The organism is Streptomyces sp. DvalAA-43 (genome assembly GCF_900091725.1).
GTDB lineage: Bacteria > Actinomycetota > Actinomycetes > Streptomycetales > Streptomycetaceae > Streptomyces > Streptomyces pulveraceus.
Map to the genome: position 1 here is coordinate 1 of NZ_FMBW01000045.1, position 13902 is coordinate 13902.

Consider the following 13902-nt stretch of genomic DNA (forward strand, 5'->3'; position numbering starts at 1 on the left):
GACCCCGGCTCCGGCTGGTCGGCCTCGCCCTGACGCTCGTCATGCTGACGTTCGTCGTCCGGCTGCTCCAGGTCCAGGCCGTCGACGCCAGCGCGTACGCGGCCAAGGCCAAGGTGAACCGCTACCTCAGCTACACGATCTCCGCCGAGCGCGGCGAGATCACCGACCGCAGCGGGGTCGCCCTGGCCACCAGCGTCGACGCGTACAACATCACCGCCGACCCCTCGATGTTCACGCCCGAGTTCAGCAAGGCCCCCGACGCGCCCCGGCAGGCGGCGGCGCTCCTCGCCCCGATCCTCCGCACCGACGCCGCCGGGCTGACCCGGAAGCTGTCCCAGAAGGGCCGCTACGTCGTCCTGGCCCGCCGTCAGACCCCGCAGGTCTGGAACCAGATCAAGGACCTCAAGTCCGTCTTCGCCGAGAAGGCGGGCAAGGACCGGGCGAGCGGCGGCCCGGGAGCCAATGTGCTGGCCGGGGTCTTTCAGGAGGCGACCACCAAACGGGTCTACCCCAACGGAGGTCTCGCCGCCGGGATACTGGGTTACGTCAACGCCGACGGCAAGGGCGCGGGCGGCCTCGAATCGCAGCTGGACAAGGAGCTCGCGGGCGAGGACGGCAAGATCAGGTACGCCCAGGCCGGCGGCCGGCGGGTGCCCACCGCGGGCACCAAGGAGGTCCCGGCCGTCCCCGGGGCCGACATCGAGCTGACCATCGACCGCGACATCCAGTGGGCCGCCCAGCAGGCCATCACCGACCAGGTGAAGGAGTCCAAGGCCGACCGCGGCTACGTGGTCGTCCAGAACACCAGGACCGGCGAGGTCCTCGCCATGGCCAACGCGCCCGGCTTCGACCCCAACGACCTCTCGCAGGCCGACGCCGCCTCGCTGGGCAACGCCGCCCTCCAGGACGTCTACGAGCCCGGCTCCACCAGCAAGGTCATGTCCATGGCCGCCGTGCTGGAGGAGGGGGCCGCCACCCCGGGCACCCACGTCACCGTCCCCAACCGGCTGCACCGCGGCGACCGGCTCTTCAAGGACGACATCGACCACGCCACCTGGTACCTGACGCTCAACGGCGTACTCGCCAAGTCCAGCAACATCGGCACCATCCTGGCCACCGGAGAGCTGGGCAAGACGCAGGCCCAGGCCAACAAGGTCCTCTACTCCTACCTGCGCAAGTTCGGGATCGGCTCGCCGACCGGTCTCGACTACCCGGGCGAGACCCCCGGCATCCTCGCCAAGCCCGAGGACTGGTCGACCTCGCAGCAGTACACCATCCCGTTCGGCCAGGGCCTCTCGCTCAACGCCATGCAGGCCGCCTCCATCTACTCGACGATCGCCAACGACGGGGTCCGCATCGCGCCCTCGCTGGTACGCGGCACCCGGGGCGCCGACGGCCGCTTCGAGGCCGCCGCACCCCCCGAGCGGACCAGGGTGGTCAGCGCCAAGACCGCCAAGACGCTCGCCACCATGCTGGAGTCGGTGGTCGGCGACGAGGAGGGCACCGGGACGAAGGCCAAGATCCCGGGATACCGGGTGGCGGGCAAGACCGGTACGGCCAACCGGGTCGACCCGGTGCGCGGCGGCTACCACGGCTACACCGCGTCCTTCGCGGGCTTCGCCCCCGCCGACGACCCGCAGATCACCGTCTACTGCGCGATCCAGAACCCGACCAAGGGCAGCTACTTCGGCGGCCAGATCTGCGGACCGATCTACAAGCAGGTCATGGAGTTCGCGCTCAAGACCCTCCAGACCCCACCGTCCGGCAGCACGCCCGCCCGGCTGCCGGTGTCCTTCAAGCCCGGCGAGTGAACTCGGGGAAACCATCCAGTGACAACCATCACGCCAGATCCCGGGAACCGGAACGAGAACCACCGGAACCCCGGCCCCTCACTTCGCGAGAGGCCGGGTGCGCCCGGTACGCTCACCGCCGTGCCCCACGCTGATCAGTCCCAAACCACCCAGAAGGCCGCCCCTGTGAACTACCCGGGAGCGCCCCGTCCGGACCGGATCGGGCCCACCGCGCTCGGTGAACTGGCAGCCCGGCTGGGAGTCGAGCCGCCGGGAACCGGCGAGGTCACCGGCATCACCCACGACTCGCGGGCGGTACGCCCCGGCGACGTCTACGCGGCCCTGCCGGGCGCCCGCTTCCACGGCGCCGACTTCGCGGCCCAGGCTGCCGGCCTCGGCGCCGCGGCGATCCTCACCGACCCGGCGGGCGCCGAGCGCGCCGCCGCCACCGGACTTCCGGTGCTGGTCACCGAGGACCCGCGCGGCCGGATGGGCGAGCTCGCCGCCGAGATCTACGGGCAGCCCGGTGCCGACCTCCTCCGGATCGGCATCACCGGAACATCCGGCAAGACCACCACCGCCTATCTGATCGAGGGCGGATTCCGCGGCGCCGGCCGTGCCACCGGGCTCATCGGCACGGTGGAGACGCGGATCGGCGACGAGCGCATCAAGTCCGAGCGCACCACCCCCGAAGCCACCGACCTGCAGGCCCTGTTCGCCGTCATGCGCGAGCGCGGCGTCGACTCGGTGACCATGGAGGTCTCCAGTCACGCCCTGGTGCTCGGCCGGGTCGACGGCTGCGTCTTCGACGTCGCGGTCTTCAACAACCTCAGCCCGGAACACATGGAGTTCCACTCCGGGATGGAGGACTACTTCCAGGCCAAGGCACAGCTCTTCACCCCCCGGCGCAGCCGGCAGGGCGTCGTCAACTTCGACGACGCGTACGGCCGCAGGCTGATCACCGAGGCATCCGTCCCGGTCGTCACCTTCTCCGCCGAGGGCCACCCGGACGCCGACTGGCGCGCCGAGGACGTCGAGGTCGGGCCGCTCGGCTCCACCTTCACCGTCGTCGGCCCCAAGGGCGAGCGGATCACCGCCAGGGCCCCGCTGCCCGGCCCGTTCAACGTCGCCAACACCCTCGCCGCGATCGTCACGCTCGCCGTCGCGGGCATCGACCCGCAGACCGGGGCGGACGGGGTCGCGGCCGTGCCGGGCGTACCCGGCCGGCTGGAGCGGGTCGACGCCGGACAGCCGTACCTCGCGGTCGTCGACTACGCGCACAAGACCGATGCCGTCGAATCCGTGCTGCGCTCCCTGCGGAAGGTCACCGAGGGCAGGGTGCACATCGTCCTCGGCTGCGGCGGCGACCGCGACACGACCAAACGCGGCCCGATGGGCGCCGCCGCGGCCCGCCTCGCCGACACCGCCGTACTGACCTCCGACAACCCCCGTTCCGAGGACCCCCTCGGAATCCTCGCCACCATGCTCGCGGGCGCCGCCGAAGTGCCCGTCCACGAGCGGGGCGACGTCCTGGTCGACGCCGACCGGGCCGCCGCCATCGACGCCGCGGTGGCCCGCGCCGAGCCCGGTGACACCGTGCTGATCGCCGGCAAGGGCCACGAGCAGGGCCAGGACATCCACGGCGTGGTACGCCCCTTCGACGACCGCGTGGTCCTGCGCGCGGCCATCGAGCGGTCCCTGGGGCACGCGCGTACCGAGAGCGCCGACCACCGCGCCCACACCCACGAGAACAACAGTCAGGGATGACCAAGTGATCACCCTTTCCCTCGCCGAGATCGCCGAAATCGTCGGCGGGCAGACGCACGACATACCCGATCCGGCGGCAACCGTCAGCGGGCCCGTCGTCATCGACTCCCGAGAGGTGGAACGAGGCAGTCTCTTCGTCGCCTTCGCCGGCGAGCGCGTCGACGGCCACGACTATGCGCAGCGCGCCGTCGAGGCGGGCGCGGCAGCCGTGCTGGCCGCCCGCCCCGTCGGTGTTCCGGCGATCGTCGTCGACGACGTCCTGGCCGCACTCGGCGCGCTCGCCCGCACCGTCACCGGCCGCCTCGGCACCACCGTCGTCGCCCTCACCGGCTCCGCGGGCAAGACCTCCACCAAGGACCTCATCGCCCAGCTCCTCGAACGCAAGGGACCCACCGTCTACCCGGCGGGCAACCTCAACAACGAGATCGGCCTGCCGCTGACCGCGCTGCGCGCCACCGAGGACACCCGTCACCTCGTCCTCGAAATGGGTGCACGCTACATCGGCGACATCCGCTACCTCACCGAGCTCGTCCCGCCCCGCGTCGGCCTGGTCCTCAACGTCGGCACCGCCCACATCGGCGAGTTCGGCGGCCGCGAGCAGATCGCCCAGGCCAAGGGCGAGATGGTCGAGTCGCTGCCCGAGGACGGCGTCGCCGTACTCAACGCCGACGACCCGCTCGTACGCGCCATGTCCTCCCGCACGAAGGCCCGTGTGCTGCTCTTCGGGGAAGCCGCGGAAGCGGACGTACGGGGCGAGAAGGTCCGTCTCACCGAGGACGGACGCCCCGCATTCCAGCTCCACACACCCACCGGGTGCAGCGACGTGACCATGCGCCTGTACGGTGAGCACCACGTGTCGAACGCGCTCGCCGCGGCCGCCGTCGCCCATGAGTTGGGCCTGTCCGCAGACGAGATCGCCGAAGGGCTCTCCGAGGCGGGCACCCTCTCCCGCTGGCGCATGGAGGTCACCGAGCGTCCGGACGGCGTGACGTTCGTCAATGACGCCTACAACGCGAACCCCGAATCCATGAAAGCCGCGCTGCGCGCGCTGGCCGCCATGGGGAAGGGCCGTCGCACGTGGGCGGTGCTCGGCCAGATGGCCGAGCTCGGCGACGCCTCGCTCGCCGAGCACGACGCGGTCGGACGGCTCGCCGTCCGGCTCAACGTCAGCAAGCTCGTCGCGGTCGGGGGCAGAGAGGCCTCCTGGCTGCAACTGGGCGCATACAACGAGGGTTCGTGGGGTGAGGAGTCGGTGCACGTGTCCGACGCACAGGCCGCGGTCGACCTGCTGCGCAGTGAACTGCGCCCGGGAGACGTCGTGCTGGTGAAGGCGTCCCGGTCGGTCGGCCTGGAGCAGGTCGCCATGGCACTGCTGGAGAACGCGTCCGAGGGCGAGGTCGCCGGCCGATGAGGCAGATCCTCTTCGCGGGGGCCATCGGGCTCTTTCTGACCCTGGTCGGAACTCCGCTGCTGATCAAACTGCTGGCCCGCAAGGGGTACGGGCAGTTCATCCGGGATGACGGCCCGCGTACCCACGGGTCGAAGAAGGGCACGCCCACCATGGGCGGCATCGCCTTCATCCTGGCGACGATCATCGCGTACATCGCGGCGAAGCTGATCACCGGCGAGGAGATGCGATTCTCCGGCGTGCTGGTGCTCTTCCTGATGGCCGGCATGGGGCTGGTCGGCTTCCTCGACGACTACATCAAGATCGTCAAGCAGCGTTCGCTGGGTCTGCGGGCCAAGGCGAAGATGGCGGGCCAGCTGATCGTGGGCATCGCCTTCGCGGTGCTCTCGCTCCAGTTCGCGGACAAGCAGGGCAACACCCCGGCCTCCACCAGGCTGTCGTTCGTCGCGGACTTCGGCTGGTCGATCGGCCCGGTGCTGTTCGTCGTCTGGGCGCTGTTCATGATCCTGGCCATGTCCAACGGCGTGAACCTGACGGACGGTCTGGACGGCCTGGCCACCGGCGCGTCGGTGATGGTCTTCGGCGCGTACACCTTCATCGGGCTGTGGCAGTTCCAGGAGTCCTGCGTCAACGCGGACACCCTGACCAACCCCAACGCCTGTTTCCAGGTACGAGATCCACTCGACCTCGCGGTCGTCGCCTCGGCGTTGATGGGTGCCTGCTTCGGCTTCCTGTGGTGGAACACCTCACCCGCCAAGATCTTCATGGGTGACACCGGTTCGCTGGCCCTCGGCGGTGCCCTCGCCGGCCTGGCGATCTGCTCCCGCACCGAGTTCCTGATGGCCATCCTCGGCGGCCTCTTCGTGATGATCACCATGTCCGTGGTCATCCAGGTCGGTTCCTTCAAGATGACCGGCAAGCGGGTCTTCCGCATGGCGCCGCTCCAGCACCACTTCGAACTCAAGGGGTGGTCCGAAGTCCTTGTCGTGGTCCGCTTCTGGATCATCCAGGGCATGTGCGTGATCGTCGGACTCGGACTCTTCTACGCGGGATGGGCAGCCGAGAAGTGAGCGACCAGGACTGGCAGGGCAAGCACGTCACCGTCGCGGGACTCGGGGTCTCCGGAATCCCCGCGGCCAAGGTGCTGCGCGGCCTCGGGGCCGTCGTCACGGTGGTCAACGACGGGGACGACGAGCGTTCCCGTACGCAGGCCGCGGAGCTGGAGGCGCAGGGGATCACCGTGCGTCTCGGCGACGGGGCGACCCTGCCCGAGTCCACCGAGCTCATCGTCACCACCCCGGGCTGGAAGCCCGACAAGCCGCTCTTCACCGCAGCCGCCGAGGCGGGCGTCCCCGTCTGGGGCGACGTCGAACTCGCCTGGCGGCTGCGGGGGCCCGGCGCGGCCCCCTGGCTCGCGGTCACCGGCACCAACGGCAAGACCACGACCGTACGGATGCTCGCCTCGATCCTGGAGGCGGCGGGGCTGCGCACCGCGGCCGTCGGCAACATCGGCGTCTCCCTCCTGGACGCCGTCCTCGGCGACCAGGAGTACGACGTGCTCGCCGTCGAGCTGTCCAGCTACCAGCTGCACTGGGCGCCCTCGCTGCGCGCCGACTCCGCCGCCGTCCTCAACCTGGCCCCGGACCACCTCGACTGGCACGGCTCCATGGCGGCGTACGTCGCCGACAAGGGCCGGATCTACGAGGGCAACCGGGTCGCCTGCGTGTACAACGCGGCCGACCCGGCGACCGAGGAGCTGGTCCGCGAGGCGGACGTCGAGGAGGGCTGCCGGGCCATCGGCTTCACCCTGAACACCCCGGGCCCGTCCCAGCTGGGCGTGGTCGACGGTATCCTCGTCGACCGCGCCTTCGTGGCGAACCGGCAGAAGCAGGCCCAGGAGCTCGCCGAGGTCGAGGACATCGACCCGTCGGCCCCGCACAACATCGCCAACGCCCTCGCGGCGGCGGCCCTGGCCCGCGCCTTCGGCGTCGAGCCCGCGGCCGTGCGCGACGGACTGCGGGCCTTCCGCCCCGACCCGCACCGCATCGAGCACGTCGCGGACGTCGCCGGGGTCGCGTACGTCGACGACTCCAAGGCCACCAACACCCATGCCGCCGAGGCCTCCCTGGCGGCCTACGACCCGATCGTCTGGATCGCCGGCGGCCTCGCCAAGGGCGCCACCTTCGACGAGCTGGTGACCGGGGCCGCCGGGCGGCTGCGCGGCGTCGTCCTGATCGGCCGGGACCGGGAACTGATCCGCGAAGCCCTCGCGCGACACGCCCCCGAGGTCCCGGTCGTCGACCTCGGCCGGACCGACACTGGGGCGATGTCCGAGGCGGTCCGAGAGGCGGCACGGCTCGCCCGGCCGGGAGACACCGTACTGATGGCCCCGGCCTGCGCCTCGATGGACATGTTCGTCAACTACAACAAGCGGGGCGAGGCGTTCGCGGACGCGGTCCGCGCACTCGCCGCCGAGAGCGCCTGACGGGCCCGGACCCCGCGCCGTACCGTCACGGCCGTCGGCCCTCGGCGGCGGTCCCGGGTACGAGCAGTGGAGGGGACAGCGACAATGCCGGCCGAAGAGAGCTCCGCCGGGCCCCGTGGGGACCGCTCACGGGCCGCCGCGGCGATCAGCCGGGCACTCACCCCGCCCCTGCTCACAGGGGCGGGTGCGGGCGCTCCGGTGCCGCTCGGCCCTGCCCTCAGGGTCCGGTCGGCTCCCGGCTCCCGGCGCCCCGCGGCGCCGCGCTCCAGGAACCGCTCCACGGGCGGCGGCCCGCGCACTCCCCGGGGCGGTGTGCGGCGGATCCAGGAGCGGATGCGCAGGGCCTGGGACCGTCCTCTGACCGCGTACTACCTGATCCTGGGCGCGGGCCTGCTGATCACCGTGCTCGGCCTGGTGATGGTCTACTCCGCCTCGATGATCAAGGCCCTGGAGCTGGACAAACCGGGCACCTACTTCTTCCGTAAACAATTCCTCGCCGCCGTCATCGGCGCCGGACTGATGGCGCTCGCCGCCCGGATGCCCGCCAAACTGCACCGGGCGTTCGCCTATCCGCTGCTCATGGGGACCGTCTTCCTGATGGTGCTGGTCCAGGTGCCGGGGATAGGGATGTCGGTCAACGGCAACCAGAACTGGCTCTACCTGGGCGGCCCCTTCCAGCTCCAGCCCAGCGAGTTCGGCAAGCTCGCCCTGGTCCTGTGGGGTGCGGACCTGCTCGCCCGCAAACAGGACAAGCGGCTGCTGACGCAGTGGAAACACCTGCTCGTCCCGCTCGTCCCGGTCGCCTTCATGCTCCTCGGGCTGATCATGCTCGGCGGCGACATGGGCACTGCGATCATTCTCACCGCGATCCTGTTCGGACTGCTCTGGCTGGCCGGTGCGCCCACCCGGCTCTTCGGCGGGGTGCTCGGCTTCGCCGCGCTGATCGCCTTCCTGCTGATCAAGACCAGCCCGAACCGGATGTCCAGGCTCGCCTGTATCGGCGCCAGCGAGCCGGGACCGGGGGACTCCTGCTGGCAGGCGGTGCACGGCATCTATGCTCTGGCGTCCGGCGGATGGTTCGGTTCCGGGCTCGGTGCGAGTGTGGAAAAATGGGGCCAACTGCCTGAACCGCACACCGACTTCATCTTCGCCATCACCGGGGAGGAACTGGGGTTGGCGGGGACGCTGTCGGTACTCGCCCTCTTCGCGGCTCTAGGCTATGCGGGTATCCGCGTGGCCGGACGCACGGAGGACCCCTTCGTGAGGTACGCCGCGGGAGGTGTGACCACCTGGATCACGGTGCAGGCCGTGATCAACATCGGTGCGGTGCTCGGCCTGCTGCCGATCGCCGGTGTCCCGCTCCCGCTGTTCTCCTACGGAGGATCGGCCCTGCTGCCGACCATGTTCGCCGTCGGGCTGCTGATCGCGTTCGCGCGAGAGGATCCTGCGGCGAAGGCGGCCCTGGCCGTGCGGAAGCCCGGGGTGAGATGGAAGACGATGAGACGGCGCGTCAAGAAGCGTCCGTCCGGAGAGCGGTGAATTTCGGTGCATGTCGTACTCGCCGGTGGGGGGACCGCCGGCCACATCGAGCCCGCGCTTGCCCTCGCGGACGCCCTGCGCAGGCAGGACCCGACCGTAGGCATCACTGCCCTCGGCACGGAGCGCGGACTGGAGACCAGGCTCGTACCCGAGCGGGGGTACGAACTCGCCCTGATCCCGGCCGTGCCGCTGCCGCGCAAGCCCACCCCGGAACTGATCACCGTCCCGGGACGGCTGCGCGGCACCATCAAGGCCGCCGAGCAGATCCTGGAGCGCACCAAGGCGGACTGCGTCGTCGGCTTCGGCGGCTATGTCGCCCTGCCCGGCTATCTCGCCGCCAAGCGGGCCGGGGTGCCGATCGTCGTCCACGAGGCCAACGCCCGTCCCGGCCTGGCCAACAAGATCGGTTCGCGCTACGCCCACGGCGTCGCCGTCTCCACCCCCGACAGCAAGCTGCGCGGCGCCCGCTACATCGGCATCCCGCTGCGGCGCACCATCGCCACCCTGGACCGGGCCCGGGTCCGCCCCGAGGCGCGCGCCACGTTCGGCCTCGACCCCAACCTGCCGACGCTGCTGGTCTCCGGCGGCTCGCAGGGCGCCCGGCACCTCAACGAGGTGGTCCAGCGGGTCGCTCCGCTGCTCCAGCGCTCCGGCATCCAGATCCTGCACGTGGTCGGACCGAAGAACGAATTGCCGCGCGTCGACAACATGCCCGGGATGCCGCCCTATATCCCGGTACCGTACGTGGACCGGATGGATCTCGCGTACGCCGCGGCCGACATGATGCTCTGCCGCGCCGGCGCGATGACCGTCGCCGAACTCTCCGCCGTCGGGCTCCCGGCCGCCTACGTCCCGTTGCCCATCGGCAACGGCGAACAGCGGCTCAACGCCCAGCCGGTGGTCAACGCCGGCGGCGGCCTGCTGGTGGACGACGCGGCGCTCACCCCCGAGTGGGTGCAGGGCAACGTCCTCCCGGTGCTCGCGGATCCGCACCGGCTGTACGAGATGTCCCGCGCCGCCGCCGAGTTCGGCCGCCGGGACGCCGACGACCTGCTCGTCGGCATGGTGTACGAGGCGATCGCCGCACGCCGAGGCGCGTGAGGCGGACGGGTCCGGGGGCGGCGCCCCCGGACCCGGCATAAGGAGCGAGCGTGGCCGGACCGACGACCGCCCAGCGCGGATCAGCGCAGCAGAAGGACTCCCCGGCCCGCCCGCCGCGTCCGCGCCCCGAAGGGCGCCGACTGCCCAGCCGCAGAACGCTGATCGTGAGCGGCGTGCTCACGCTGCTGCTCGCCTCCGGCGCCGTCTGGGCGCTCTACGGCTCCTCCTGGCTCCGGGCCGAACAGGTCAGGACCACCGGTGTCGACGTACTGACACCGGCCGAGGTGGAGGCCGCCGCGGCGGTTCCGATCGGGGTCCCGCTGATCTCCGTGGACACCGACGCCATCGCGGCCCGATTGCGCCAGAAGTTGCCTCGTATCGACTCCGTGGATGTCGTACGGTCATGGCCGCACGGAATCGGACTTAAGGTGACGGAACGACAGCCGGTCCTGCTGGTCAAAAAGGGTGCGAAGTTCATTGAAGTGGACGCGAAGGGTGTGCGTTTCGCGACGGTGGACAAATCGCCCGGTGGTGTGCCTCTGCTGGAACTGAAACCTGATCAGTCCGCGAGTCTGCGCCGCTTCGGCAGCGCCCGGCTGGTGCGGGAAGCGGTCCGGGTCGCGGGCGAACTCCCGGGCGGCGTCGCCAAGGACACCAGGGTCGTACGGGTCACCTCGTACGACTCGATCTCCCTGGAACTCACCCGGGGGCGCACGGTGGTCTGGGGCAGCGGCGAAGGAGGGCCGGTGAAGGCGAAAGTTCTCACCGCTCTCATGAAAGCGGCTCCCAAAGCGGGACACTTCGACGTGAGTGCACCCACCGCCCCTGCCGCGTCGGGCAGTTGACGCACATTTGGCCTGGCCAGCACCCTGGTTGGTCAGCGCTACGGGTGATCACATAGGGTGAAAAGAAAAACGGGAGGTTCGGCGTGTTCGTTGAACGTGCGCCACTTGTCGACTTAGTGTCCTGTTCGGAAGAGTCCATGAAGCAGACACACTGGTAACCCTAAACTTCAGCGTTAGGGTTTGGGTCGGCGTTTCGGACCGCCCCAATCGGCATCCGTCGTCGCGGCGGGACTACCGCGAAGCGACGACACGTAACTCGAGGCGAGAGGCCTTCGACGTGGCAGCACCGCAGAACTACCTCGCAGTCATCAAGGTCATCGGTGTCGGCGGCGGTGGTGTCAATGCCATCAACCGAATGATCGAGGTCGGTCTCAAGGGCGTCGAGTTCATCGCGATCAACACTGATGCGCAAGCCCTGTTGATGAGCGACGCCGACGTCAAGCTCGACGTCGGCCGCGAACTCACCCGCGGCCTTGGCGCCGGCGCCAACCCGGCAGTCGGTCGCAAGGCGGCAGAGGACCACCGTGAGGAGATCGAGGAGGTCCTCAAGGGGGCCGACATGGTCTTCGTCACCGCCGGAGAAGGCGGCGGCACCGGCACCGGCGGCGCCCCCGTCGTCGCCAACATCGCGCGCTCGCTCGGCGCCCTGACGATCGGCGTGGTCACCCGCCCGTTCACCTTCGAGGGCCGGCGGCGCGCGAACCAGGCGGAGGACGGTATCGCCGAGCTCCGCGAAGAGGTCGACACCCTCATCGTCATTCCCAACGACCGGCTGCTGTCCATCTCGGACCGCCAGGTCAGCGTGCTCGACGCGTTCAAGTCGGCCGACCAGGTACTGCTCTCGGGCGTCCAGGGCATCACCGACCTGATCACCACCCCGGGCCTGATCAACCTCGACTTCGCCGACGTCAAGTCGGTCATGTCCGAGGCCGGATCGGCACTCATGGGCATCGGCTCGGCCCGTGGCGACGACCGCGCGGTGGCCGCCGCGGAGATGGCGATCTCCTCGCCGCTCCTGGAGGCGTCCATCGACGGCGCCCGCGGTGTCCTGCTCTCCATCTCCGGCGGCAGCGACCTCGGTCTCTTCGAGATCAACGAGGCCGCCCAGCTGGTGAGCGAGGCGGCGCACCCCGAGGCGAACATCATCTTCGGCGCGGTCATCGACGACGCGCTGGGCGACGAGGTGCGCGTCACCGTGATCGCCGCGGGCTTCGACGGCGGACAGCCGCCGGCCCGCCGGGAGAACGTCCTGGGCGCCAACTCCGCCAAGCGCGAGGAGCCCTCCGCGCCGGTCAGGACCCCCGAGCCCGTGCGTCAGACCGGTGGGCTGGGCTCCGTGCCCACCCGCGAGGAGCCGCCGGTCCAGGCGGAGCCCGTACCGGTGGTGAGCGAGAGCCACCTGCCGCCGGTCGTCTCGCCGCACGTCCCGCCGGCCCGTCCCGCGTACCAGGACTCCCAGGCCGAAGAGCTGGATGTCCCGGACTTCTTGAAGTGATAGCTCAGCACGACGCACTGTCCTCGGCGGGCGGCGCCCATTTCTCCTTCACCGACAGGTGGGGCGGAGTGAGCGCCGCTCCGTACGGGGAGCTCAACCTCGGCGGCGCGGTCGGAGACGACCCCGCCGCCGTTCTGGCCAATCGCGAGCGCGCCGCCCGGGATCTAGGTCTGGACCCGGCGCGGGTCGTCTGGATGAACCAGGTGCACGGGCGGGACGTCGCGGTCGTCGACGGGCCGTGGGGAGACGCGTCGCCGGTCCCCGCGGTGGACGCGGTGGTGACCGCCCGACGCGGGCTCCCGCTCGCCGTGCTCACCGCCGACTGCACCCCCGTACTGCTCGCCGACCCGGTCGCCGGCGTCGCGGCGGCGGCGCACGCGGGCCGTCCGGGTCTGGTCGCCGGGGTCGTCCCCGCCGTGGTCGAGGCCATGGCCGGGCTCGGCGCCGACACCTCCCGGATCGTCGCCCGTACCGGGCCGGCGGTCTGCGGGCGGTGCTACGAGGTCCCGGCCGCCATGCGTGCCGAGGTCGCGCGGGAGGTCCCGGCCGCCTGGTCCGAGACCAGCTGGGGCACTCCGGCCGTGGACGTCACCGCCGGGGTCCATGCCCAGCTCGAAGCGCTCGGGGTCGTGGACCGGCAGGCCTCTTTGGTCTGCACCCTCGAATCGAGTGACCACTTCTCGTACCGCCGCGACCGCACCACCGGGCGGCTCGCCGGATATGTCTGGTTGGACTGATAGGGCATGACGGACCGTAAGGCTCAACTCGCCGAAAATCTGGCGCGGGTGGAGGAACGTATCGTTTCCGCCTGTGCCGCCGCCGGTCGCGCGCGGGAAGAGGTGACCCTCATCGTGGTCACCAAGACCTACCCCGCGAGTGATGTGCGGATTCTGCATGGACTGGGTGTGCGTCATGTCGCGGAGAATCGTGACCAGGACGCGGCTCCCAAGGCAGCCGAATGTGCGGATCTGTCGCTCACCTGGCACTTTGTCGGTCAATTGCAGACGAATAAGGTTCGTTCTGTGACGAGTTATGCCGATGTTGTGCAGTCGGTGGACCGGATCAGACTGGTCACGGCCCTCTCGGCGGCCGCCGTGCGCGAGGGCCGTGAACTCGGCTGCCTCATCCAGGTGGCGCTCGACGCGGAGAGCGGCGAGCGGGGCGACCGGGGCGGCGTCGCGCCGGACGGGGTCGAGGAGTTGGCCGCCGCGGTCGATTCCGCGCCGGGGCTGCGGCTCGGCGGCCTGATGACCGTCGCACCGCTCGCCGGACCGTACGCGGGACGGCAACGGGCCGCTTTCGACCGGCTGATGGAATTCTCATCCCGCCTGCGCGGGAACCATCCTGCTGCGAACATGGTCTCCGCGGGGATGAGCGCGGACCTCGAGGATGCGGTCGCGGCCGGAGCGACACATGTGCGCGTCGGTACGGCGGTACTCGGAGTCCGACCCGGGCTCGGGTAACGTCGCCAA

11 protein-coding genes are annotated in these 13902 nt (G+C 70.6%); all 11 read left to right on the forward strand.

Annotated features, from left to right (window positions below; genetic code table 11):
* A partial coding sequence (locus GA0115234_RS19535; protein ID WP_237541559.1) for a peptidoglycan D,D-transpeptidase FtsI family protein occupies positions 1 to 1811 on the forward strand: 1811 nt, incomplete at its 5' end.
* An 18-nt stretch (positions 1812 to 1829) separates the two neighbouring features.
* The gene (locus GA0115234_RS19540) at positions 1830 to 3557 is read left to right on the forward strand and encodes a UDP-N-acetylmuramoyl-L-alanyl-D-glutamate--2,6-diaminopimelate ligase (RefSeq protein WP_093543425.1); all 1728 of its coding nucleotides are present in this window, start codon (positions 1830 to 1832) and stop codon (positions 3555 to 3557) included.
* Between the two features lie 4 nt (positions 3558 to 3561).
* Complete coding sequence (murF, locus tag GA0115234_RS19545) at positions 3562 to 4968, forward strand: UDP-N-acetylmuramoyl-tripeptide--D-alanyl-D-alanine ligase (protein ID WP_093543427.1); 1407 nt, start codon at positions 3562 to 3564, stop codon at positions 4966 to 4968.
* The gene (gene mraY, locus GA0115234_RS19550) at positions 4965 to 6035 is read left to right on the forward strand and encodes a phospho-N-acetylmuramoyl-pentapeptide-transferase (protein ID WP_093543429.1); all 1071 of its coding nucleotides are present in this window, start codon (positions 4965 to 4967) and stop codon (positions 6033 to 6035) included. Before murF ends, mraY begins: the two co-directional genes overlap by 4 nt.
* Entirely contained in the window at positions 6017 to 7450 is a 1434-nt protein-coding gene (murD, locus tag GA0115234_RS19555) for a UDP-N-acetylmuramoyl-L-alanine--D-glutamate ligase (protein WP_176729212.1), read from the forward strand. The genes mraY and murD overlap by 19 nt, the downstream gene beginning before the upstream one ends.
* Positions 7451 to 7534: 84 nt before the next feature.
* Entirely contained in the window at positions 7535 to 8989 is a 1455-nt protein-coding gene (ftsW, locus tag GA0115234_RS19560) for a putative lipid II flippase FtsW (RefSeq protein ID WP_202553917.1), read from the forward strand.
* A 6-nt stretch (positions 8990 to 8995) separates the two neighbouring features.
* On the forward strand, positions 8996 to 10090 hold the full coding sequence (murG, locus tag GA0115234_RS19565; protein WP_093543433.1) for an undecaprenyldiphospho-muramoylpentapeptide beta-N-acetylglucosaminyltransferase: 1095 nt from the start codon (positions 8996 to 8998) through the stop codon (positions 10088 to 10090).
* Positions 10091 to 10140: 50 nt separating this feature from the next.
* A complete protein-coding gene (locus tag GA0115234_RS19570; protein WP_093543434.1) occupies positions 10141 to 10935 on the forward strand; it encodes a cell division protein FtsQ/DivIB in 795 nt (264 codons plus the stop codon).
* A 277-nt stretch (positions 10936 to 11212) separates the two neighbouring features.
* Positions 11213 to 12430: a cell division protein FtsZ gene (ftsZ, locus tag GA0115234_RS19580; RefSeq protein ID WP_093543437.1), complete on the forward strand. Its 1218-nt coding sequence runs from the start codon at positions 11213 to 11215 to the stop codon at positions 12428 to 12430.
* Positions 12427 to 13167 carry a peptidoglycan editing factor PgeF gene (gene pgeF, locus GA0115234_RS19585; RefSeq protein ID WP_093543439.1) on the forward strand — a complete coding sequence of 247 codons (741 nt, stop codon included), beginning with the start codon at positions 12427 to 12429 and terminating at the stop codon, positions 13165 to 13167. Before ftsZ ends, pgeF begins: the two co-directional genes overlap by 4 nt.
* A 6-nt stretch (positions 13168 to 13173) precedes the next feature.
* Positions 13174 to 13893 carry a YggS family pyridoxal phosphate-dependent enzyme gene (locus tag GA0115234_RS19590; RefSeq protein WP_093543440.1) on the forward strand — a complete coding sequence of 240 codons (720 nt, stop codon included), beginning with the start codon at positions 13174 to 13176 and terminating at the stop codon, positions 13891 to 13893.
* Positions 13894 to 13902: the final 9 nt, after the last annotated feature.